Here is a 21,757-nt window from a genome sequence, read left to right on the forward strand (position 1 = left end):
CGTCACCGCTTCGGTTCGGTTTGCAGGAACAGGAAATTCGCGGCCAGCTTGTCGTTGCCCCGGTGCGCGTCCAGGAACTCGCGCAGCTTGGGCAGGTAGGCCGAGGCCGGTTCGTACTCGGGCCGTTCCGCCGTGTACAGCGGCGTGGGCGAACTGACCACGGTGATCAATTCCTGCCCGAATGGCGGCCCGACGATCCAGCCCTCGGGTATCTTCTCGCCCACGTTGAACTGCTCGCCCGCGCGTATCAGCCGGCCGTTCTCCGGCTCGCGCTTGTTGGGGTACAGGTGGATGACCGACCCGTCCACCGTGTAGTAGTCCACGTACAGATAGCCGTCGTAGTCGGCCTGGCCCAGCTTGACCGTGACGCGTTCGCCTTCGGTGAAGCGGTCCGAGTGGCCGGTGGTGGGCGTGACCTGCAAGCCATGCCGGCGGTCGAGGTTGCGCGCGCGGTAAGGCTTGAGCAGCGACACCACCTCGCAATGCGGCCAGATGCGCACCTTGACGTCGAAGGTGGGCGATTTCACGCCCTTGATGCCGGCGGTGTCGGCCTGCACCCGCGCGATGTCCTCGGGGCGCGAGACGAAACCGCTTACCGCGGTCGCGCCGTTCTCGGCCACCTGGGCGCCCAGTTCCGAACACGCGTAGGTCTGCAATTGCCCCTGCACCAGGTCCGCCACCGAAGGACCGGTCTCGCGCGGGCCCGCCACCAGCAGCCACAGCAGATAGCCGATCGGGATCAGCAGCGCCACCGCCGCGCCGGCCTTCAGCAGCAGCTTGTCCCATTGCTTGGGATAGCGCGGCCCCGACGGGTCCTTCATCAGGTAGGGCTGCGGCGTGATGGGTTCCTCGCGCAGCGTGTGCAGGGCCGCGGGCGGCACGGGAAGCTGGCGGCTGTGCAGTTCCTTGAGCTTGCCCAGTTCGCCGGTGTCGCCGGTCTCGAAGTAATACTGGCCGACGAATCCCAGCAGCAGCGCGTGGTAGTAGACCTCGCGCACCTCGTCCTCGTCCGACTTCAGGATGGACAGATGGTGGAAGAACTCGTTGCCGGCATTGTTGGTGTTGAACAGCGCGACCTGCAGCGGCGTGACGCTGTTCCAGTAGGCCGGGTTGCGCGTGATGATCTCGTCGAACCAGGACACCACCGCGAAGCAGGCCGACTCCACGTGCTCGGGCCGCTTGCCGGCCGCCAGCGCCGCCGCCTTCGCCGCGGCGATCAGCCTGCGCGCGTGCTCCTGCACCTCGGCGGCCCCGTTGCCGGCCGTGCCGGCGGCGATCCGCTCGTCCAGCTCCAGCCCGAACGAGAAGACCGGTGAAAAGAAATCCAGCAGGCGTGCCATGGATGACTCCTGGTTGGGCGCTTGTTGCTATTCTTCTGCGCCGACGGGGAACAGCTTGATGACCGTCTCGTCTGCGGGGAGATCGGAAAAGATCGAGATGTTTCGCCGATCCTTGATGAACTGCCAGAACTGGTGCCGGGTATCGATCAGGAAATACGTGGTGTTCGGCGTCTTCTGCGGCAGTTCCTCGGGCGGCACCGGCAGCAGGTCGATCTTCAGGCCGAACAGCGCCGCCTGCAGCAAACGCGGCATTTCCTCGCTCGAGGCGATCTTGCCGGTGCGCTGCAGCCGCTGGGCCAGCTCCATGCCCTGCACCGACGATTCGAAGGCCAGATAGAAGCGGGTCTTGTCCGACGCGAACAGGCTGACCGGCAGGTCGGCCTTGTGGAAACGGCCGTCGTAGGCCAGCGTGATGCCCACTTCGGCGCCCACCGTCAGCGCCTTGATCAGGCTTTCCGCGCGCGCGAAGGCCAGCTTGAAGCAGCGCCGCAGATCGTCGTGGTCATACACCGGCAGCTCGGTTTCCGCGGGGTTGGGTTGCAGCCCCCCGGCGTAGCCGATCTCCTCCGAGAACACCGAGAATTCCGCCACCAGCCGCCGCAGGTCCTGGTACAGCGGCCAGGGCGGCACCATGCCCAGCCGCACGTGTTCCTGCAACAGCGGGATGTAGCGCGCGAAGGTCTGCATCATCAGCACCCGCATCACTTCCTGCGCGCTGGTCGAGGCCGCGCGTATGCCGCGCTGGCGCTTGGCCGAGGCGAAATCCTGGCCGCGCGACACCACCAGGTCGCGCAGCGCGCGCGTCCAGCGCGCCAGGTTAGGCGAGGCGTTCAGCGACACCATCGGCGGCACGTAGTCCTGCGACAGCTTGAAGCGGCCCGGGCCGTTGGGCAGGATCTCGGCGAACTTGCAGGATTCCGCGCTGCCCAGCACCGCCTCGGCATGCTCGTCCAGGCTGCACACGATCCGCGGCTGGCAATCGACGAAATCCACGTCCACCGACGGCGCCTGCGGGTCGAAGGGATCGGCCACGTGCTCCGTGCGCAGCGCATGCCGCGCCGGCAGCAGCGACTTCTGGTCCGGCCCCAGCCCCTGCACCGTCGGATCGCGGGCCAGCACGAGATGAAGCGAGATCGGATCGTTGCCCGCCACCGCCATCTCCAGCAGGCTGCGCTCGGGAACCTGGGCATTGCCCGGCTGCGGCGCGCCGGCCGAGCCGCCGCCCACCCAGTGGCCATCCGCCGTCAGCAGCGCGTAGCGCACGATCCGGACCACCCCGCCCGCCAGCGCCTGCTCGTCCAGCTCCAGCACCTCGAAGCCGCGCGGGTAGGGCGCGTGCAGGCCGTGCAGGGCCCAGCCGTAGGCCCGTGTCCATTCCTCGTGACATTGCAGATGCTGCGGGGCCAGGAACGCGCCCTGGCCCCAGAAAACCTGCTGTCGGTTCAACATTCCCGTGTCCTCCCCATGGCGCGCCGCCGTTTCACAGCGGTTCCGCCACGATCAGGAAGCCGCGCTGCCTCAGGCGTTCCAGCAGCCCGGCGGCCCCCGTCAGATGAATGGCGCCCACGGCCACGAACATGCCGCCTCGTCTCAGCAGCTCGTCCAGCCGGGGCAGCCAGCGTTCGTTGCGCGCCTCGATCAGGCAGCGCCGCGCCCTGTCCTCGATGGGGCGGGCACGCGCGTCCAGCCCCACCATCGCGTCGATCTCGTCCAGCCACGCCGCCAGGTTGCGGTTGCGGTAGTACTCCAGCACCCGGGCCGACTGCTCGCTGAACAGCCACGGCGTCTGCAACCGCTGTTTCAACACCAGCGCCTGCTCGGCCGACGGCACGCAGTCCAGCGCCGCCAATTGCTCGTCCAGCGTTTCCAGATGCTCGGTGCGCAGCTGCATGTCCGCCGCCCAGCGCTCCAGCCGCCGGTCCAGCGTCTGTTCGCCCGCGACCTCGCCGCGCGCCTCCAGTAGCGCCAGCGCGGCCCAGGGTTTCAGGCGATGCAAGAGGGCCGGCGGCACCGCCGGCAGCAGCCGCTGCAGCTCGGCATACGCCTGCGGCCCGATCAGGCCGGGCAGGCCGGCCTGGTCGGCCAGCAGGCGGTAGCGTTCCTTCGAGGCGTCCCAATGGGCGTCATTGGCCACCTCGTTGACCAGGATCCGGGTATGGCTCATCGCCTCCCGCATCACCCCGGTATCCAGCGCCAGTTCGCGGGGGTCGCCGAAATGGATGGTGCCGAAGATGAAATTGACCGACTCGGCCGCCGCGCCGCCCGCCGCGTCCGGGGCCGCCGCAGGCGCCTGCACCCGGAACAGGACGCTGCGCCACTGGCGCCAGGCCTCCACCGGCGGTTCGTCCTCGCGCTGCGCCGCGCCCGGCTGCGCCGACGCGAACGCCGGCACCCCCGCCGCGCAGGCCAGCGCCAGCAACAACGATCGCAGCGCCGACCATAAACCTGGCATGGACCGGCACGGGGGGCGGGAGTGCAGTCCCATGGTCCGCGTCCTCGTAGAAAGTGAAGGCGATTCTTTCAGACGGGATATGTCCGGGCCATATTCCGAGCGGCCTATATCGTTGGTGCAAGCCGCCAGTCCTTGCCTAGCGCGGACGGGCCGACTATCTTTACGGTGTCAGGGATATGGGGGGAATATGAAGATCCTGATTGCTGATGACCACAGGCTGGTCATCGAGGCCGTCAAGGTAAAGCTGGCCGAACTGGGGCCCGACGTCGAATTCAGGATGGCGCTCAAGGTCGAGGACCTGCGGCACGCGGCCACCGACGATCTCGACCTGGCCCTGATCGACCTCACCATGCCCGGCGCCGACGGCTACAGCCACATCGCCGAACTGCGCGAGCGCCTGCCCGCGCTGCCCATCATCGTGCTGTCCGGCGTCGAGGACCCCGACGTCATGCGCGCCGCCATCGACCTGGGCGCCCTGGGCTTCATCCCCAAGGCCTACTCGCCCGACGTCATGCTCTCGGCCGTGCGGCTGGTGCTGGCCGGCGGCGTGTTCGTGCCGCAGATGATGCTGTCCGGCATGTCCCACCAGCCGGCCGGCGTCCCCGTGGCCGCGGCGGACACCGCCGGCGGCGCCCGCTCGACTTCACTGGACCAGTTGCGAGGCCTGCTGACCGAACGGCAGATCGACGTGCTGCGTCTGCTGTCCCAGGGCAAACCCAACAAGCTCATCGCCCGCGACCTGGGCATCAGCGAAGGCACCGTCAAGATCCACCTGGCCGCCATCTTCCGCGCGCTGGACGTGCGCAACCGCACCGAGGCGGTGGTCGCGGCGCGCGGGCTGGCGGGGCTGTAGCGTTCAGGCCAGGCGCTCGGCCATTTCCTTGATCACGTTGTAAACGATGGCGCGCAGGCAGCGAGCCTCGCCGGCGATCACGGCTTGAAGCGCAGGTTGAGCGTGCATTCGATCATTCGCATCGGCCAGGAATGCCTCATACAGCAAGACGGCCGAGTTCACCACGCTGCGCTGTTGAACATCCAGCAGTCTTGTCGACGTGTTTCGGCGAATGCCCAGCGCCGTGCCTGCCTCAATCATCAACGGCCGGTCGATTTCCGCGAATCTTCGAGCATTCAGCAACGGCCAGGCCAACGGCGTCGCATCGGGCCAGTCTCGCCCGTCAAAGGCTGGCGTATCGTAGACCGAGGTACTGACGAGGTCATAGTGCGGAGCCAACTGTACGCCGGAGGCCGACACGAAGAAGCTCAGGTTCTTCAGGTGTGCGTCGCCGTTCCCGGTCAGCATGTTGAAGACCAGCCATGAATAGAGCCGCGTACGCGTGATGGCGGAGCTTCGACACGCGTCGGCCAGGCGCGCGAGATTCTCGAGACTGCCCTGCGCGTACTTGAACGTGCGGTCCAGTCCCAGAAGCTGGCAGGCATCGATGACGTGACGTCGTTCCCAGGCTCCGCTGGTCGAGACGCGGTCGAATCGGTCGATGACATAGACCGGTTCAGGAACGTAGCGTCGCCGTACGGTCGGTACGTCCAACCCCATCCTGGATGCCAACTGCATGACGAACCATTCGTTGGCGACGGAATGCGGATAGGCCGGATCCACGTGTTCTGGTTTCAGGATCTGGAGCGAAGGCAGTGAACCCGATGGCTCATAAAGTTCGTCGTTGTGCAGTACGACGGCAAGCTTGTGCTGCGCTCCGGCCAGGGACATCCGCTTGCTCGACCCATGGGTCAGTGCAACGCGAGGCAACTGGCGGATCCGGCGTGACAGCTCGCTGTCGGGCAGTGGCTTCAGGCCCTCGGGAGTACCGGTGTCCGGTGTGTCACCTGCTTCCAGCGTGACAGAGCCCGCGGATTCCGCACCGTAATAGCCTAGCAACCCGAACGCATCCGCTGCATCGATGTGTGCGTCGGCGGCCAACAAGACGCGCTGGCCTTCTTCCGGCAATAGATTGTCGAAATACCATTGCACCGGACGCTTGCTCGCGCCGTCGATCAACGGTGCACGCTGCAATGGAAGGTGGGGGCTTAATGGATAGCCGCTGCTGTCGGCGTACCAGGCCGCGTCGTACTGGAAGGCCCACAGGCCATCCTGCTCCCAAAGTTCACCGATACGGCGACCGTTGATGCTGGCAATGAGCGTGCGTCTGCTCATGGTCTTTGGGCATCACTTCCGAACGAAGCAGGAAGACGGCCTGCGGTATCTTCCGGTAGATCGAGGATGATTCGGATCCCCAGTCCGTCAAGGACTTGAAAGAGTTTGCCCCACTGCGCGGTTTCGCCGCCACGCTCGATCTTGCCCAAAAAATTCTCGCTTACACCCATGCTTCCAGCGGCATCGTCTTGGCGGATGCCCTGAGCTTTGCGGACAGCACGTACTATCGGGCCAAGGCTGGTTGCGTCGGCGAGCGTAATTTTCATGAAATCCTCACGGTCAAAAGGATTCTTGATCAGTATGCCCAATTTGACAAGAAAATCCTCATGAACTTAAGGATTTTCTATGATGAACTCGGAATTACGGAAAAATCCTTAGGACCGTGAGGATTTTCTACTCCTCCACCCACCTGACAACGTCATCCACCGCCGCCCGCGACGTGCGGAAGCCGTTGGCGGGGTGGCCCGGATCCGCGAAGCCGAACGAAATCCCGCAGACCACCTGGCGATCCTGCCCGATACCGAAGTGCCCGCGGATGAAGCCCGAATACTCCGCCAGCGCGGCCTGCGCGATCGTCGCCACGCCCAGGCTGCGCGCCGCCAGCATGAAATTGCCCACGTAGGCGCCGCAATCCACGGCCCCGTACACGCCCAGCGCCTCGGGCGTGGTAATGATGGCCACGTGCGGCGCGCCGAAGAACCGGAAATTCTCCGCGCCCTGGCGGGCCGAGGCCTCGCGGTCGCCGCGCTGCACGCCCACGCTGTCGTACAGCTGGAAGCCGCATTCCCGCCGCCGCTCGCGGTAGATGCCAGGGTACTCGCGCGGGAACGGGAAATCGGGATGCGCCTGCGGCCGCGACATCACGTGGTCGAACAGGGCCTGCCGGAACCGCTCCGTGCCCGCGCCCGCCGTCACGATCACTTCCCAGGGCTGCGTGTTGCACCAGGAGGCCGTGCGCTGCGTCAGCGCCAGGATGCGCTGGATGGTGTCGCGGGGCAGTTGCTCGGGCAGGAAGCCGCGGCAGCTCCAGCGGTCGTTCAGCAGGCGGGTGAGCGAAGCGTAGTCGTCCGCGTCGTGGGTCATGGAGCGTTTTCCGAATTGGTGTTGCCCGTGTTTCGCGGCATACGGGCGATGCCGTCCATCATACGGCGGCCCTGGCCAGGTACCAGGCCAGCGTCTTCCGCATCGCGCCGTCGAAGTTTTCCTTCGGCTCCCATCCCAGCTCATCGCGCATCCGTGCCGCATCGATGGCATACCGCCAATCATGACCCGGCCGGTCCGCTACGAAACTGATCAGCCGGCGATGCGGCGCGCCCTCGGGATGATGTTCATCCATCAACGCGCATAGCTTCTCGGCCACCTGGATATTGTTCAGCTCGCAGCCGCCGCCGATGTTGTAGGTCTCGCCCGTGCGTCCGTCCCGCAGCACCCGGTCTATGCCGCGGCAATGATCGTCCACATATAGCCAGTCGCGCGAATTGCCGCCGGTGCCGAACACCGGTATGGGCTCGCCCGCCAGGCAGCAGCGGATGATCGTGGGAATGAACTTCTCGTCGTGCTGATAGGGGCCGTAGTTGTTCGAGCAATGCGTCGTCACTACCGGCAGCCCATAAGTGCGGTGATAGGCCCGCACCAGGTGGTCCGAGGCCGCCTTGCTGGCGGAGTAGGGCGAGTTCGGCGCGTACGGCGAGGACTCGGTGAACGGCGCGTCGTCCGGCCCCAGCGAACCGTAGACCTCGTCCGTGGAAATGTGATGGAAACGCCGCCCCTGCACGGAACGGCCCTCGGCCAGCCAGGCCTGCCGCGCCGCCTCCAGCAGCACGAAGGTCCCGTCCACGTTGGTCCGCACGAAATCGCCCGGCCCGCTGATGGACCGGTCCACGTGCGTCTCGGCGGCGAAGTGGACGATGGTATCGACGTCGTGATCGCGCAGCAGCCGATCGACCAGCGCCGCGTCGCAGATGTCGCCGTGGACGAAGACATGGCGGCCGCTGGCGTCGAAACGGGGAAGGATGGCGGGATCCGCCGCGTAGGTCATCAGGTCGAGATTGACCACCCGCACGCCGGGATCGCCGGCCAGCAGACAGGCCACGAAGTTCGAGCCGATGAAGCCGGCGCCGCCCGTGACCAGGACATGCCGGGGAACATGATTCATGCCGCGTCCTTCCATGCGGACAATACCTCTCGCAATCCTGTGCGCCAGTCCGGCGGCGCCAGGCCCAGGACCTCGCGCGCCCGCGTGCCGTCCAGCACCGAATGGCGTGGCCGCCGGGCCGGGGTCGCGTAGTCGCCGCTGTCGATGGCCGCGACCTCGGGTGTCGAATCCAGCAGACCCAATTCGTGCGCCTCGGCCAGAATGGCCTGGGCGAAGCCGTGCCACGTTGTCGCCGGACCGCCTGGGTAGTGATAGGTGCCCCACGGCAGCTCTTCGCCGCCCTGGATGCGCGTGGCCAACTGCAACAAAGCCCCGGCAATGGCGCCCGCGGGCGTAGGCGTGCCCACCTGGTCGGCCACCACGCGCAGCGACCGGCCCTCGCGCGCCAGCCGCAGCATCGTGCGGACGAAATTGTCGCCCTGCGCGCCGAACACCCACGATACCCGCAGCGTCAGATGGCGGGTCAGCGACGCGCGCAACAGCCGTTCCCCCTCCCACTTGCTGCGGCCGTACACATTCAGCGGCCGGGGCTCGTCATCCTCGACGTAGGGAGCGCCCTTGGCCCCATCGAACACATAACAGGTCGACAGATGCAGCAGCGCAGCCCCCCGAGCCGCGCAAGCCTGGGCCAGATGGCCCACCCCGTCCCGGTTAACCGCCAGGGCGAGCGCGGGTTCACGCTCCGCCTTGTCCACCGCTGTATGGGCGGCTGCGTTGATGACGACCTGGGGGCGATGCCCGGCCATGATGCGGTCGGTCGTGGTGGGATCGGTCAGGTCCCACTGCCCGTGATCCAGCCCCACGACCCCAAGGGCCGCTCCTCGGGACACCAGTTCGCGCCCCAACTGCCCGCCTGCTCCCGCCACCAGGATGCTCATGGCGTGCCTGCATGGACCGGCAAACGGTCGCGCGGCAGCTCCGCCAGCAATGGCTGCGCTTCGTCCTTGGCCGACAGCGCGTAGGGCCCGACGTCGGGCCATGCAATGTCCAGCGCGGGATCGTTCCAGCGCACGCCGGTTTCGGCGGCTGGGTCGTAATAGGCCGTGCACTTGTAGACGACCTCGGCCTCGTCCGACAGCACGCAGAAACCGTGTGCGAAGCCCGGAGGAATCCAGACCTGCCGGTGGGTATCGCCATCGATCTCCGTGCCCACCCAGGCCCCGAAACGCGGCGACCCCAAGCGCACGTCCACCGCCACGTCGAAAATCCGGCCCCGCGCCACCCGCACCAGCTTGCCCTGCGCGCCCGGCCACTGGAAATGCAGTCCGCGCAGCACACCGCGCCGCGACAGCGATTGATTCTCCTGCAGGAACTCCGCCTGGATGCCCGCCTGCTCCAGCCAGCTCGCCCGGAACGTTTCCACGAAATACCCGCGCGCATCGCGCCGCACCTCGGGCGCGAACACCAGCACTTCCGGCAGGCGGGTCTCCAGCACGTCCACGATTACCCCTTTTGCCGGCGGGCGATCAGCCCGGTACCTGATACTGCTGGCAGGCCACCTGCACCAGCTTGTGGTCCTCCAGGCGCGCGGCCGTCAATTGCCCGCCCCAGACACAGCCCGTGTCCAGCGACAGCAGGCCCGGACGCTCCAGCAGCCCCAGCGTCGACCAATGCCCGAATACCACCGTGACCGACTCCGTCGCCCGGCCCGGCACGTCGAACCAAGGCATGAACCCGTCCGGCGCATGTTTGGCATTGGCCTTGGCCGCGAACTCCATCGTGCCGTCCGCCGCGCAGAAACGCATCCGCGTCAACGCATTCACGATCACCCGCAGCCGATCCGCGCCCTGCAGCCCGTCATCCCAGGCCGCCGGCTGATTGCCATACATCTGCGCCAGGAAATCCCGCCAGTGGGGCCCGCGCAGCGTTGACTCCACCTCGCCGGCCAGCGCCAGCGTCTGAGCCGCCGTCCAGGCGGGCAGTACGCCCGCGTGAACCATCAGATGTCCCAACTGAAAATGCGCCAACGGCCGATGCCGCAGCCAGGCCAATATGTCGGCGGCATCCGGCGCATCCAGGACCTCCTGGATCGTGTCCGACTTGCCCACCTTGTGCAGCCCGGCCGCCACCGCCAGCAGATGCAAGTCATGATTGCCCAGCACCGCCACCGCGCGTTCGCCCAGCGACATCACCTTGCGCACCGTCGCCAGCGAGGCTGGCCCCCGGTTCACCAGATCACCCGCGAACCAGAACCGCGCATCGGCATCGCCCGCGATCTCCGGCCGCGCAAGCAGCGACTCCAGCGGTGCGCAGCACCCCTGCAAGTCGCCGATCATCCAGATACTCATGTCGTCGCACCCGCCGCCTGACGCCACCGGGCGCGCAGCAGATTGCCGTACTCCATCCCCAGCATCGCCAGCAGCGCGGCACCCAATGCCAGCGCATTCGGCGCCACCGCCGTCACCCAGGCCGGCCAGCGATTCAGCATGCCCACGTTCAGCGCCAACTGATTCAACATGAAAAAGCCCACGCCCAGCAGGATGCCCAGGAAAATCTTCACCCCGATCCCACCGCGCCGCGTCTGCATGAACCCGATCGGCGCGGCGATGGTGATCATCGCCAGAAGCGTGAACGGATAGATCAGCTTTCGCCAGATGGCAACGATCTGCCGGTCGGACGTCAGGTGGTTCTTGTTCAGATACCCCACATAGTCCAGCAGATCCGTGAACGACATCCGCTCCGGCGTCAGCACCCGTGCCAGCAACAGTTCCGGCGTCAACGTCGTCGGCACCGTGCGCTCGGCCTCATGCGTTACTACCACTGGGGCCTCGGTGGCCCGCGTTCCCGCGTGCAGCGCCGATTCCAGCGTCGGGGAAACCGTCGTGATCGCCACGTCATGCAGACGCAGCTCATTCGTCCCGAAACTGCCCGTCTTCGCCTGCGTGATCGACGCCAGCTGCCGCGACGACGTGAAGTCGTACAGCGTCACGTCCGTGGCGCTGCCGCCCGCCTGCATCGTGCCCACATTGATGATGCGCTCACCGCCCGGGGCGTCTTCCTTGAACCAATAGCCGCTGCGCAACACCCCCGACGACCGCCCCCCAGCGCTACCCGTGATTGTCAGCCGCGTCTCGTTCAGCTTGATCTCCGCCGCCGGCGTCAACCACTCGGCCAGCACGATCGCTAGCAGCATCACCGGCACCGACACCAGCCACAGCATCCCCAGTAGCCGCATCCCGCTGACCCCGGATACCCGCAGGATCACCAGTTCGTGCCGCTGCGCCAGCCCCGCCAACGCCAGGATCGCCCCGATCAGCAACCCGATGGGCAGGATGTCGTAGATCCGCGTCGGCAACGCCAGCAGTTCCAGGAACAGCAGGTGGTACAGCTTGAAGCCGCCACGACCCACCTGGTCCAGATCGTCCACCAGGGCGAAGAACGAGAACAACCCCACCAGCGCCATCAGGACGACGGAAGAGGAACGATAGATTTCGGTGGCCAGGTAGCGGCGGGCGGTGTTCACGGCGTATAGGGGAAGGGACAGGCCGTTAGTGTAAAGGATGGCCGGCGCGGGACGGCCGACCCCGCCGCGGCTTACTTCACCTCGAACCCGTGGTACTTCTTGCCCAGCGCGACCGTGGCTTCGAACAGCCCCGTCTTGCTGCCGCAGTCATAACGCTTGCCGTCGTAGCGGTGCGCGAATACCTTGCGCTTGGCCTGCATCAGCGCCGCGATCCCGTCCGTCAACTGGATCTCGCCGCCGGCGCCCTTGCCCAACGTACGCAAGTGATCGAATATCTCGCCTTCCAGAACATAGCGGCCCACCACCGCCAGCGTGGACGGGGCGTCCTCCGGAGCGGGTTTTTCAACCATGTTGAACACCTGGGCGGTCTGCCCCGAAGCGTCCCGCGTGTCGACGATTCCGTACTTCGACGTATCCTGCCGGTCCACGTCCTGCACACCCAACACGCTGCCGCCGTTCGCCAAGGCGGCATCGACAAGCTGCTTTGTAACAGGCACGTCGGCATCGATCAGATCGTCGGCCAGCAGTACCGCGAACGGCTCCTTGCCCACCACCGGCTCGGCGCACAGCACAGCGTGGCCCAGCCCCAGGGGAGCAGGCTGCCTAATATAGATACAGTTCACCGATGGCGGGATGATGTTCTTCACCGTGCGCAGCAACTCGATCTTGTGCTTGGCCACCAGTTCGGCCTCCAGCTCGGGAATCGTGTCGAAGTGATCCTCGATTGCCCGCTTGTTGCGGCCGGTAATGAAGACCATAGTAGAGATCCCTGCCGCTACCGCTTCTTCGACGGCGTACTGGATTAGGGGCTTGTCGATGACGGGCAGCATCTCCTTCGGCATGGCTTTTGTTGCAGGAAGGAAACGCGTGCCCAGGCCGGCAACAGGAAAGACGGCAGTGCGGATGGGTTTCATAGAAGCGACTCGAGAAAGGGTGAGAATGCTGTGTTGCTAGGCATGTTACTCGACTTGCTTCTCGTCCCGGGGGGCAAGGGGGGGCGAAATTGAGCGGGAAGAAAAAGGAAAAAGCGCTTGTTACCGTTGATCAAACTCTCGTAACGGGAGCTATCATTGCCCACACGGGAGACGCAATCAGACGTACGTGAAACCTTCATAGCGGGATGATCGCAAATTTGTTATAGAAATTAAGTGCGATATGGAGGTGTAGGGTTTCATGGTATGTTTGCTCGCCTTTCCTTTTTTCGCGAAACCTAGGGTAAACGCCTATGCTCTACGGGCACCTCCCTCCTCTTGACGCCTATCGTGCACAAAAGTGCTCTAATCCGCTTGGACTTGCCCGTCAACAAACATGTCTGCCGCTTGATTGCGGCTAGCGTGCTGGGCACTGCCTGTGCCCTTTTCGATGGGACTGGGACCGCCCGGGCGCAGGATGCTGCCATGATCGAGGCAGGCAATCAGGAACTGAGAGATGACGTCCAGTGGCTGGTTGATCGAGGGATCATCGGATATGTATCCACTTCAACGTGGCCGATTCCGGTTTCAGCACTGGAGTCAGCCTTAGAAGTTCGCAAAAAGAAGGGCCTGACACGCGCGGATGTGCATGCAATCCTTGCCGTGCGCCGTTACCTGGATGACCAGAAGAGTTTCAATTTCGGGGTCACCACGCAAATCAATACGGATTCCGTGCCGCAGTTGGGGTTTGCGAACCAAAGTCGTGCTGTGGTTACCGGAGGCGTGTACCTGCGCGGGGGGAATGAGACCTTTGCAGGAAAGCTGCAACTTAACGGACTGCTGGATCCCCTCACCAGCAAACAGTCGAAGGCCAACGTGGAAGGGAGCTATGTGTCGGCTCGCTTTCTCGGACAAGCGTTGTATGTCGGCCAGCTCGCGCATTACTGGGGCCCGGGGGTTGACGGAAGCCTGAACTGGGGTAACGCTGGAACGGCTATTCCAGGTATTGGCTTGCAACGAGCCAAGCAAAGTGCCCCGCAAAGCAAGTGGTTGTCGTGGATTGGGCCTTGGGGATACGACATTTTTCTCGGCCAGTTGCAGCATGATACGGCCGTCCCGGATGCCAGAGTGATGAATATGCGTCTCTTCTTTCGGCCGTTTGTGGGGCTGGAACTGGGAGCTTCCCGCTTTATCGAATGGGGAGGCAGCGGGAAAAATAACGGATTCAATGCGATTTGGAATGCCTTGAAGGGGAATTCCAATAATTTGGCGAACGATCCGAGCAATGAGTTGTCTGGCGTTGATTTTAGATACACCATTAACGCAAGGGGCAATCCGCTCACCATTTACGGTCAATTGGCTGGCGAAGACGAGGCAGGCGGAATGCCTTCCCATTTTTTAGCTCAGATGGGAATGCAGTTTAAGCATGCCATAGGAAGCACTCGCCTTCACTGGTATGCGGAGGCTGCAGATACGACCGCTCGACGAGTGTTCGGACTGGGACAAGGGATGATAGGAACAGCCTATCGTCATTCGACGTATAGCAATGGACTGTATCACGACGGAATGCCCATAGGCTACCCGATTGGGGGGTCGGGGCGTTTGGTCTCTGCAGGGGTAACCGTAATTCCTGATGATTTTCGCTATTTTTCCAGATATAAATTCCGGATTCTGCAGGCTGAGGTGAATGAGGCCAGCCAGAAAATCAATCAGGTCTTTCCTGATTCGGCTCGCTGGTATGGTGCGGAGCTTTCCTACAGCTGGCGGCTGCGGCCTGTCAATCTAAAAGCCGGGCTCGTAGTGTTAAGGCGTACCGCAGGGAAGTTTGATAATACGTTCTCTGTGCTTCTTGGAATGGACATCCCTCTGAGCGGCTTTTAGAGGGTTTTTTAAGCGTGTTGATGGTATGTCGTCTGAATTTTCTTCCACCGTTATTCTGGTTTTGTGTACCGGAAATGTTTGCCGGAGCCCAATGGCTGAAGCTCTGCTGCGCTACCACCTCGCCGAGCAAAACCTGAAGGCTACTGTTCTTTCGCGGGGCCTGGCTGCTCCGGTGGGGCGATCTCCTCATGAACATGCGCGCAAAATTGCCGAAGCACGGGGTGTTCCTATTCGATCTGACAAGCGGGCATCGTCAGTTACGGGGGGAGATATGGCCGCAGCTTCCGTGATTTTTGTAATGGATAATGAGCATCGCAGGGATATTCAAAAAAACTATCCAGGATCTGCGGGAAAAACTTTCCTGCTGGGACAGTGGCAGAATTGTGAAATTCTGGATCCGATCGACAAGCCGGAGTCTTTTTTTGAGAGCGTCTGGGCACAGTGTGACGAAGGCGCTCGCGAGTGGGTTGGGCGTTTGAAAAAGGTCGGCATGTTGTCCTAGGCAGATGATGTATTGGAAAGGATCTTTTAATTAAGCCCATGTTAAATGCGTCTGCCTATATGATCTCTCCGTTTTTTCTGAAAAAAATGAAATTCAAGTTTTGGATGAGTTGTGCTGGAGCCTTGCTTGTCAGTGGCTGCGCCCTGGTGCCTGGTCAGTATTTGGGTGTTACGCCAACAATTAATGAGACCGATAAAGATTATGTCTACGATGCTTCGGATGTGCAGTCCGTGGAAGAGCGTGCAGACGTTTTTTCCATCAATCCTACAACCATTGCTGAGCAAATCCAGAAGCGGCAAGAGGTCGATGCCCAGATAAAGGCGCATCAAAGCTCTTTCCGCCAAAGCCCGTCCACGGAGTACCGCGTTGGGGCTCAGGATGTCTTGCTTATAACCGTGTGGAATCATCCCGAGATCAATAATCCGGCGGGCTCTATGAATGCGGCGCTGACGGGGCGGGTGGTCAATGAGGATGGGAGCTTTTTCTTCCCTTATGTAGGAAGGGTTCCCGCTGTAGGCAAGACTGTCGCTGATATCCAGGCCGCCCTCGTCAAGAGCTTGACTAAGGTCTTGGTCGATCCCCAGGTAGACGTATCTGTGCTTCACTATCGGAGTAAGAGAGCGTACATCCTGGGGCAGGTGGAGAAGCCAGGGGTTGTTCCTTTGACTGATGTCCCCATGACGATTGCCGATTTGATTTCGGCTGCTGGTGGACTAAAACCCGAGGCCAATCTGAATTCCGCAACGTTGATGCGTGACAACAAGACGCAGACGATAGATTTGTACGGATTTTATTACAAGGGCGACATATCACAGAACATTCTGCTTAGAGCGGGAGATGTTGTTACCATTCCTGAGAACAGGTATAACAAGGTATTTGTCTTGGGCGAAGTTGGAAAGCCCCAGTCATTGGTCATGCCCCGAGGCAGGTTCAGCTTAGCCGAGGCCATATCGGATGTTGGAGGGTTTGATCCTCTGTCCGCCAATGCCGGCCAGCTTTACGTCATTCGTATGGGGCAAAATGAGCGTCCCCAAATCTGGCATCTTAATGCGGCCAGTCCGGATGCTCTCATGTTGGCGGATCAGTTTGAGTTGGAACCTCGCGACATTGTTTACGTCGATCCTGCCGCGGTGGCTCGATTTAGCCGAGTGCTGAGAAACATACTTCCAACGGCTACTGTGGCCCGTCCCTACATTCAAAACTAAGACCCGATCGTGAAATGAGTGCTGAAAACATTGCTGATGATTCGAATGATCTAAAATTGGCAGATATACTGGATGTTTTGCTTCAGTATATATGGACAATCGTCGCGGTCTTTACTTTTGTCCTTGTCCTAGGGGGAGCCTATGTCGTCCTCGCTCCCCCGGTTTATAGGGCTGACGCTCTGATCCAGGTCGAAGACAACAAGCCCGCCACGTTGACTGGCGTGCAAGCTATTGCCGACGCCTTGGGGACGAGTTCCAGCCCCGTGAGCGGCGAGGTAGAGATTCTCAAATCGCGAGAGGTCGTTCTAAAAGCGATCACTGAAACGGGATCAGACATCAATATCGCGCCCAAGCGTTTCCCTGTCCTGGGGGCGTGGTATGCCCGTAGGAACGATAATATTGATAAAGTGCCGCTAGGCATGAATTCTTACGCGTGGGGCGGGGAATCACTGGCCTTGAGTTTTCTGGAGATTGGAGATGCGCTACTGGGCCATTCTTTCGATTTCGTAACCGCGGAAGATGGCGTTGAGATAAGAGGCGAAGATGGATCTCCGCTTGCCAAGGCCCGAGTTGGTCAGGTTTTTGAGTTCGGCTCTGGTGCAAAAAAGGTTCGGGGAGCCATATCTGCTTTGAAGGCTCGTTCCGGTGTTACGTTTGAAGTAAGAAAGATCCCGCTTACACGGGCATATAAAAGCATCGTAGCCGATTTGAAGGCGGAAGAAGCCACCCGTCAAAGCGGAATTATAAGATTATCTTATGAGAGCAACGATGTCGATTTCGGGAGGAATCTCGTTAACGCTATTGCGAAAGCCTATCTAACTCAGAACGTCGAACGTCGTAGCGCCGAAGCAGATCAGAGCCTGAAATTCCTCAATGGTCAATTGCCTGAAGTTAAAAGGAATGTGGAGCGAGCCGAGAACGCGCTGACTGATTTTCGTACCAAAACCAATACGGTAAGTGTAGAGCGCGAGGCCGACGGCTTGCTGAAGCAGTCTGTTGATGTTGAGAGAAACAGGCTCGAGCTTCAGCTGAAAAGAGACGAGTTTAAGCAACGTTTTAAGTCAGATCATCCGCAGTTGAAAGCAATTGAAGCCCAATTAGGTGAGATGGAGCGCGAAGCCGCCAGGGTGAATGAGCAAGTCAACAAGCTGCCTGCGTCGCAAAGAGACATGCTCAGGTTGCAGCGAGATGCGGAAGTCGGCAATCAGCTGTATATCGCACTTCTGAACAATGTGCAGCAGTTGAGCGTGGCAAAAGCGGGGACAGTTGGGAATGTTCGTGTCGTCGATTACGCTGTTCGAGATGAGACTCCGGTAGCTCCCAATAAACCCGTCGCGATCGCAATTACGATTTTTGCCGGGTTGGTGCTGGGAATCGGAGCGGCGGCAATTGCCCGTGTGCTTCGGCCAACAGTACGGGAAGCGGTGGAGATCGAACGGGCTACTGGACTTGTTTCTTATGCAAGTATCCCCGAGAGCCAGTCGCAAGAGAAACTTGATTCCCATCATAGGGATCGCAAGGGGCGCAAGGCTGTTGTAGAGGGGCGAAGTCAGCTATTGGCTGTGCTGGCTCCCGAGGATCCCGCCATCGAGAGCTTGCGTTCTCTGAGGACAGGACTTGCCTTTGCTCTAATGGGGGTGGAAAACAAAAACATCGTTATCACTGGTGCCACGGCTGGCATAGGAAAGAGCTTTGTGTCGGCAAACCTGAGTGCGCTCCTGGCTGCTAGTGGAAAGCGGGTCTTGCTGATTGATTCAGATATGAGGCGCCCGCAGCTGGGTACCTATTTTGGGTATAAAGAAAAGAAGGGGTTGGCTGAGGTCCTGGCGAAAGCCGCGACCTTTTCGGAAGTCATTTATCACGAAAAACTGCTCGGCGGTGAGTTGGATGTTCTGCCCTCAGGTTCGATTCCTCCCAATCCGGGAGAGTTGTTGCTCACCGAGGGATTCTCGGAATTGATCGAATCTGTACAGTCAAAATATGATTATATAATTTTTGACTCTGCGCCGATCTTGCCGGTTGGCGATACGCTTGCGGTTGCGCGTGTTGCTCACGCTGTGTTCATGGTCGTCAGATCTGAGTACAGTACCGTGGGTGAAGTTCAGGATGCAGTGAAGAAACTCAGCTCGGCCGGTGGTGTGGTCAAGGGATTTATCTTCAATGGTATCAAGAGGAAGCGGATAGCCTACGGCTACAATTATCGCTACTACTACAGCTACGGTTCGAAGTGACATTGGTACTCCTAAGGCCTTAGGGCCTTTTACAATTCAAAATCGTCTCTAGGTCGCTTGTCTGCAATATCGAGATTGCACAAGCGACCTTTCGCTTCTGGAGCGTCGGAAGCCTATAGCGCTCGCGCGGAACGAGAACAAACAGATCCATCCGTGGGAAGGGCTAAATGGAACGCCCATCGAATCCCATCAGGACATCGATTTCCGGTATGGCCATCTTTTCTCGGACGATCCGTCATTGTGTAATTGCGCTTGATGCCTCTCCCCCCTGTTGTTCTAGAATGAAAGTGATGATGGTCGTTCCGCCGGTCGATCGACAATGGGTTCAGCTAGGAGTTTGGGATGGAAAAGTCGAAAAGACGCTTGCTGATTCAATCAGGACTTTCTGCTGCGGCTATGCTTTTTTTTCCGAAAAAGAGTTTGGCCCTTGAAAGAGCGAAGGAGGAGATTTCAGCAAAGGACATCGCATCGGCGAACCGCTCAAGGATTTCCATTTTGGAGTTCATCCCCAAGGATCTGCATGCGAGCATAAAAAACGGAACAAATAGGGAGAATTTGAAGCCTTATATTCAAGCAGCGGTTGATAAATGTATTCAGAACAGCACTGATTTGTATGTGCCCGCTGGATTGTATGTCATCGATCCTTCCGTGGATGGAGCGGTAAGGCTGAACAATCTGTCTCGAGATTCGCAAGGCCTGTACATGATTGGAGAGGGCATAAATAGAACCATCTTTGTCGAAGCCGACGGTGCGACGGAAAGGGGCGGGAGATTCACTAAGATGTTCTACTATTCGATAGACGATACGAAGCTCAAGGGCGGAAGTTTCGTTTTTCAAAAAATGACCTTTGATAAAAATGCTCGCAGCAATCGGTATCCGAAACGTCGATATGGCTATGAGCAAGCTCATACCTTTTGTTGGGCCGGAGGGAGTAGATCTCTTGTAGCTGAAGTAGTTTTTAATAATTGTTCTTTTATAGATCGGGCGGGAGCATGCGTAAACTTCAGCACCTCGCCGACAAAATTCTCCAAGATTTTGGTCACGAACTGTGAGTCATTAGAACACCCAACGGCGGCTAACAAGAGCTGGGGACAAAGGGGGGATTTCGAGTTTCAGTGTGATTGTGAGAACGTAGTGGTGGATAGCTGTCGAGCTATCTACGTTCAAAGTGAGCCCACAGAGCCTAGTGACACAAGTAGGTTGAGGAAAACGACGATACGGAATTCCACCATTGGTGTTGTCGAATATACTGACAGAGGGGGTTTCAGCTATATCGAAGTTTTTGACTCGAAGATACCTCAAAAATTTTTAGTGAGAGGGGTGCACGCAAAGGTCATCAATTCTGAATGGAAAACGAAGGACTATCAATCACCGATAACCTTGCAGGTAACTAATAGTAAAATAAAATTACCGTATGAAAAAGAAAAAAATAGAGTACAGGGGCTTTACATTAGAAATCCTACGAAAGGAGGGTATGCCGTCAGCGCCGTATTTGATAAGTGCAGCTTTGTAATAGATGCGGGGGACGACGCCATCAATCCCAGAGGTTTCGCTCTGATCGGGGCGCCGGCGAAGGAGCAGCAAGCGCCAAAATTCAAATTTGCTGATTGCAATTTTGATTCCAGATTGGAAGGAACTTGCAATGCGTACAGGTGCGGGGTTTGGGAGTTTGACGGAGGAAAAGTTGCAGGAAGGCGTGTTGCGTTCAATGCAGGGGCAGATGAAGGGACCTACTCAGAGTTGATTCTGCAGAATGTCGATTTTTCGAATGTGCATGGATTTTATTTGCATATAAACAAGAATGCATCGAGAAGTTATCGGGTCGTTGTCTCCGGTCGCTATAAAAAAGAAAGTTGGAGAGAAACTAGTTCGGGAAAATATGCGATGGGAAGGGGGGTTGAAAGAAAGTTGGATTTGTACTGATTTTTCTCAACGACTGCACCGGCGTATCAAGATGAAAGGCGCCTGAGTTTTTATCGTTCGATGCTGTACTCGGGGGCATCAAGCGCTTTAGTCAAAGTTGTGTTGATCCAGTGACTTGTTGCCAAAAACGTTGAATAGCGGCTCGATATGGCAAGTGGAGTATAGAGCGGGTCCCGCATGCAGCCCTGCCGGCTGCGCGGAAGCCAGCAGGACATCACCTTAAGAAGCGTCAAGAGGTGTCCCGCGGAGAGAGGAAGCGGCGCGAAACAACGCATTTCTTAAATAGGCCGGGCTGAGAAGAGAGTGATATGTCAGGTCTGCATGTATTGACCCAGTGAAATCCTGCTCACGTCATAATCGAGGAAGTTGACGATGAGCATGAAGATGGAAGAGGACATCAAACGCTGGACAGCCAAGCGCAAGAGCGCGCTGGTGCTGGACATCATTCAGGGCAAGACCACCGTGACCGAGGCGAGCCGGCAGTACGATCTGTCGCCGTCGGAGGTCGAACAGTGGGTCGATGACGGCAAGCGGGGCATGGAGAACGCCCTGAGAGCCAACCCGCAGGACCTGCGCGAACAGTACGAACGCCAGCTCAAGGACATGCAAGAAGCCTATGGCGAGGCGATGCTGGAGCTGCGCGCCAGAAAAAAATTGCAGTCCCTGCTGGGCGAGGACGAGAAGTGATCGAGACGATCCGCCAGGGACTGCAAGCCGACGGCATCACCGTCTCGATCTCCAAGCTGCGCCGCTGGTTCGGCGTGCCGCGCCGCACGGTGTACTACAAGCCGGTGAAGTCCGCGCCCAAGGTTGATCCCAAGCTCGCCGTGCCGATCAAGGCGACGATCGAGGAATCGCCGTCGTTCGGGTACCGGACGGTGGCGCACCTGCTGGGGTTCAACAAGAACACCGTGCAACGCGTGTTCCAACTGATGGGCTGGCAGGTTCGCAAGCGGCCCATAGGCTTCAGGCCCCGCATCCAGGCGCTGCCATCGGTGGCAACGATGCCCAACGAACGCTGATCCACGGATCTGTGCCGGGTATGGGCTGGACGGGACGGCTGGGCAACGCTGGCGCTGGTGATCGACTGCCACACACGTGAGTCGCTTGGCTGACACCTGTCGCGAAGCGGTAGGGCCTGCACGGCGGGTGCTGCACTGGAACACGCTCTGATCGCTCGCTTCGGAACGCTGGGGCGCGTGCCGATGCCGTTTCTGCTGCGCTCGGACAATGGCTTGGTTTTTACCTCGCGCAGCTACACCGCCCTCGTGCGCAGCTACGGCTTGCGCCAGGAGTTCATCACGCCGCACTGCCCTCAGCAGAACGGCATGATCGAACGGGTGATCCGCACGCTCAAGGAATAGTGCGTGCATCGGCACCGCTTCGAGACGATCCAACACGCCAGCCGCGTGATCGGCGATTGGATACGCTTCTACAACGGCCGACGCCCGCACCAGGCGCTTGGCATGAAGACCCCGGCTCAGGCATTTGCATTAGCCGCTTAACCTGAGCAGGTTCTGCTGGGTC

At 60.2% G+C, this 21,757-nt stretch carries 21 protein-coding genes and 1 pseudogene; 10 read left to right on the forward strand and 12 right to left on the reverse strand.

Going from position 1 to position 21,757, the window contains the following annotated elements:
• Positions 1–2: 2 nt before the first annotated feature.
• The 3 genes from EV675_RS09920 to EV675_RS09930 are packed head-to-tail and all read right to left on the reverse strand — an operon-like array spanning position 3 to position 3,792.
• A complete protein-coding gene (locus tag EV675_RS09920; protein ID WP_130357085.1) occupies positions 3–1,340 on the reverse strand; it encodes a DotU family type IV/VI secretion system protein in 1,338 nt (445 codons plus the stop codon).
• Between the two features lie 27 nt (positions 1,341–1,367).
• Entirely contained in the window at positions 1,368–2,789 is a 1,422-nt protein-coding gene (gene tssK / locus EV675_RS09925) for a type VI secretion system baseplate subunit TssK (RefSeq protein WP_130357086.1), read from the reverse strand.
• 31 nt (positions 2,790–2,820) lie between these two features.
• Positions 2,821–3,792: a TraB/GumN family protein gene (locus tag EV675_RS09930; protein WP_130357087.1), complete on the reverse strand. Its 972-nt coding sequence runs from the start codon at positions 3,790–3,792 to the stop codon at positions 2,821–2,823.
• 187 nt (positions 3,793–3,979) lie between these two features.
• On the opposite strand from EV675_RS09930, the gene EV675_RS09935 reads away from it, so the two are divergent.
• Positions 3,980–4,645, forward strand: coding sequence for a response regulator (locus EV675_RS09935; protein WP_130357088.1), 666 nt, complete (start codon positions 3,980–3,982; stop codon positions 4,643–4,645).
• A 3-nt stretch (positions 4,646–4,648) separates the two neighbouring features.
• Here EV675_RS09935 and EV675_RS09940 read toward each other — a convergent pair whose 3' ends face one another.
• The 9 genes from EV675_RS09940 to galU form a co-directional block, all read right to left on the reverse strand.
• Positions 4,649–5,959 carry a HipA domain-containing protein gene (locus tag EV675_RS09940; RefSeq protein WP_130357089.1) on the reverse strand — a complete coding sequence of 437 codons (1,311 nt, stop codon included), beginning with the start codon at positions 5,957–5,959 and terminating at the stop codon, positions 4,649–4,651.
• Positions 5,956–6,225 carry a helix-turn-helix domain-containing protein gene (locus EV675_RS09945; RefSeq protein ID WP_130357979.1) on the reverse strand — a complete coding sequence of 90 codons (270 nt, stop codon included), beginning with the start codon at positions 6,223–6,225 and terminating at the stop codon, positions 5,956–5,958. Before EV675_RS09945 ends, EV675_RS09940 begins: the two co-directional genes overlap by 4 nt.
• A gap of 127 nt (positions 6,226–6,352) precedes the next feature.
• Positions 6,353–7,042, reverse strand: a complete 690-nt coding sequence (locus EV675_RS09950; protein ID WP_130357090.1) for a nitroreductase — start codon at positions 7,040–7,042, stop codon at positions 6,353–6,355.
• 58 nt (positions 7,043–7,100) lie between these two features.
• Positions 7,101–8,114 carry a dTDP-glucose 4,6-dehydratase gene (rfbB, locus tag EV675_RS09955; RefSeq protein WP_130357091.1) on the reverse strand — a complete coding sequence of 338 codons (1,014 nt, stop codon included), beginning with the start codon at positions 8,112–8,114 and terminating at the stop codon, positions 7,101–7,103.
• Positions 8,111–8,992, reverse strand: coding sequence for a dTDP-4-dehydrorhamnose reductase (gene rfbD / locus EV675_RS09960; RefSeq protein ID WP_130357092.1), 882 nt, complete (start codon positions 8,990–8,992; stop codon positions 8,111–8,113). Before rfbD ends, rfbB begins: the two co-directional genes overlap by 4 nt.
• A complete protein-coding gene (gene rfbC, locus EV675_RS09965) occupies positions 8,989–9,558 on the reverse strand; it encodes a dTDP-4-dehydrorhamnose 3,5-epimerase (protein ID WP_130357093.1) in 570 nt (189 codons plus the stop codon). Before rfbC ends, rfbD begins: the two co-directional genes overlap by 4 nt.
• A 22-nt stretch (positions 9,559–9,580) precedes the next feature.
• Positions 9,581–10,402 (reverse strand): symmetrical bis(5'-nucleosyl)-tetraphosphatase, encoded by an 822-nt coding sequence (locus EV675_RS09970; protein ID WP_130357094.1) that lies wholly within the window; start codon positions 10,400–10,402, stop codon positions 9,581–9,583.
• Positions 10,399–11,577 carry an LPS export ABC transporter permease LptG gene (gene lptG / locus EV675_RS09975; RefSeq protein ID WP_130357095.1) on the reverse strand — a complete coding sequence of 393 codons (1,179 nt, stop codon included), beginning with the start codon at positions 11,575–11,577 and terminating at the stop codon, positions 10,399–10,401. Before lptG ends, EV675_RS09970 begins: the two co-directional genes overlap by 4 nt.
• Before the next feature lie 71 nt (positions 11,578–11,648).
• On the reverse strand, positions 11,649–12,491 hold the full coding sequence (gene galU, locus EV675_RS09980) for a UTP--glucose-1-phosphate uridylyltransferase GalU (RefSeq protein ID WP_124687958.1): 843 nt from the start codon (positions 12,489–12,491) through the stop codon (positions 11,649–11,651).
• 483 nt (positions 12,492–12,974) lie between these two features.
• Here galU and EV675_RS09985 point away from each other — a divergent pair, with 483 nt between their 5' ends.
• From EV675_RS09985 to EV675_RS10025, 9 genes and pseudogenes are all read left to right on the forward strand, one after another.
• Positions 12,975–14,369 (forward strand): capsule assembly Wzi family protein, encoded by a 1,395-nt coding sequence (locus EV675_RS09985; protein WP_130357096.1) that lies wholly within the window; start codon positions 12,975–12,977, stop codon positions 14,367–14,369.
• Positions 14,370–14,394: 25 nt separating this feature from the next.
• The gene (locus tag EV675_RS09990; RefSeq protein WP_130357097.1) at positions 14,395–14,871 is read left to right on the forward strand and encodes a low molecular weight protein-tyrosine-phosphatase; all 477 of its coding nucleotides are present in this window, start codon (positions 14,395–14,397) and stop codon (positions 14,869–14,871) included.
• Positions 14,872–14,930: 59 nt separating this feature from the next.
• Positions 14,931–16,076: a polysaccharide biosynthesis/export family protein gene (locus tag EV675_RS09995; protein WP_165404519.1), complete on the forward strand. Its 1,146-nt coding sequence runs from the start codon at positions 14,931–14,933 to the stop codon at positions 16,074–16,076.
• A 14-nt stretch (positions 16,077–16,090) separates the two neighbouring features.
• The gene (locus EV675_RS10000; RefSeq protein WP_130357099.1) at positions 16,091–18,307 is read left to right on the forward strand and encodes a polysaccharide biosynthesis tyrosine autokinase; all 2,217 of its coding nucleotides are present in this window, start codon (positions 16,091–16,093) and stop codon (positions 18,305–18,307) included.
• Between the two features lie 342 nt (positions 18,308–18,649).
• Complete coding sequence (locus EV675_RS10005; RefSeq protein WP_130357100.1) at positions 18,650–20,230, forward strand: hypothetical protein; 1,581 nt, start codon at positions 18,650–18,652, stop codon at positions 20,228–20,230.
• Positions 20,231–20,602: 372 nt separating this feature from the next.
• Positions 20,603–20,917, forward strand: coding sequence for a DUF1153 domain-containing protein (locus tag EV675_RS10010; RefSeq protein ID WP_130357101.1), 315 nt, complete (start codon positions 20,603–20,605; stop codon positions 20,915–20,917).
• Positions 20,914–21,252 carry an integrase gene (locus tag EV675_RS10015; RefSeq protein WP_130357102.1) on the forward strand — a complete coding sequence of 113 codons (339 nt, stop codon included), beginning with the start codon at positions 20,914–20,916 and terminating at the stop codon, positions 21,250–21,252. The genes EV675_RS10010 and EV675_RS10015 overlap by 4 nt, the downstream gene beginning before the upstream one ends.
• A gap of 219 nt (positions 21,253–21,471) precedes the next feature.
• A pseudogene (locus EV675_RS30185) lies at positions 21,472–21,594 on the forward strand (IS3 family transposase); the annotation flags it as partial.
• A 3-nt stretch (positions 21,595–21,597) separates the two neighbouring features.
• Positions 21,598–21,735 carry an integrase core domain-containing protein gene (locus EV675_RS10025; protein WP_130357104.1) on the forward strand — a complete coding sequence of 46 codons (138 nt, stop codon included), beginning with the start codon at positions 21,598–21,600 and terminating at the stop codon, positions 21,733–21,735.
• The last annotated feature ends 22 nt before the right edge of the window (positions 21,736–21,757 follow it).

The sequence above is a fragment of the Pigmentiphaga kullae genome (genome assembly GCF_004216695.1).
Lineage (GTDB): Bacteria > Pseudomonadota > Gammaproteobacteria > Burkholderiales > Burkholderiaceae_B > Pigmentiphaga > Pigmentiphaga kullae.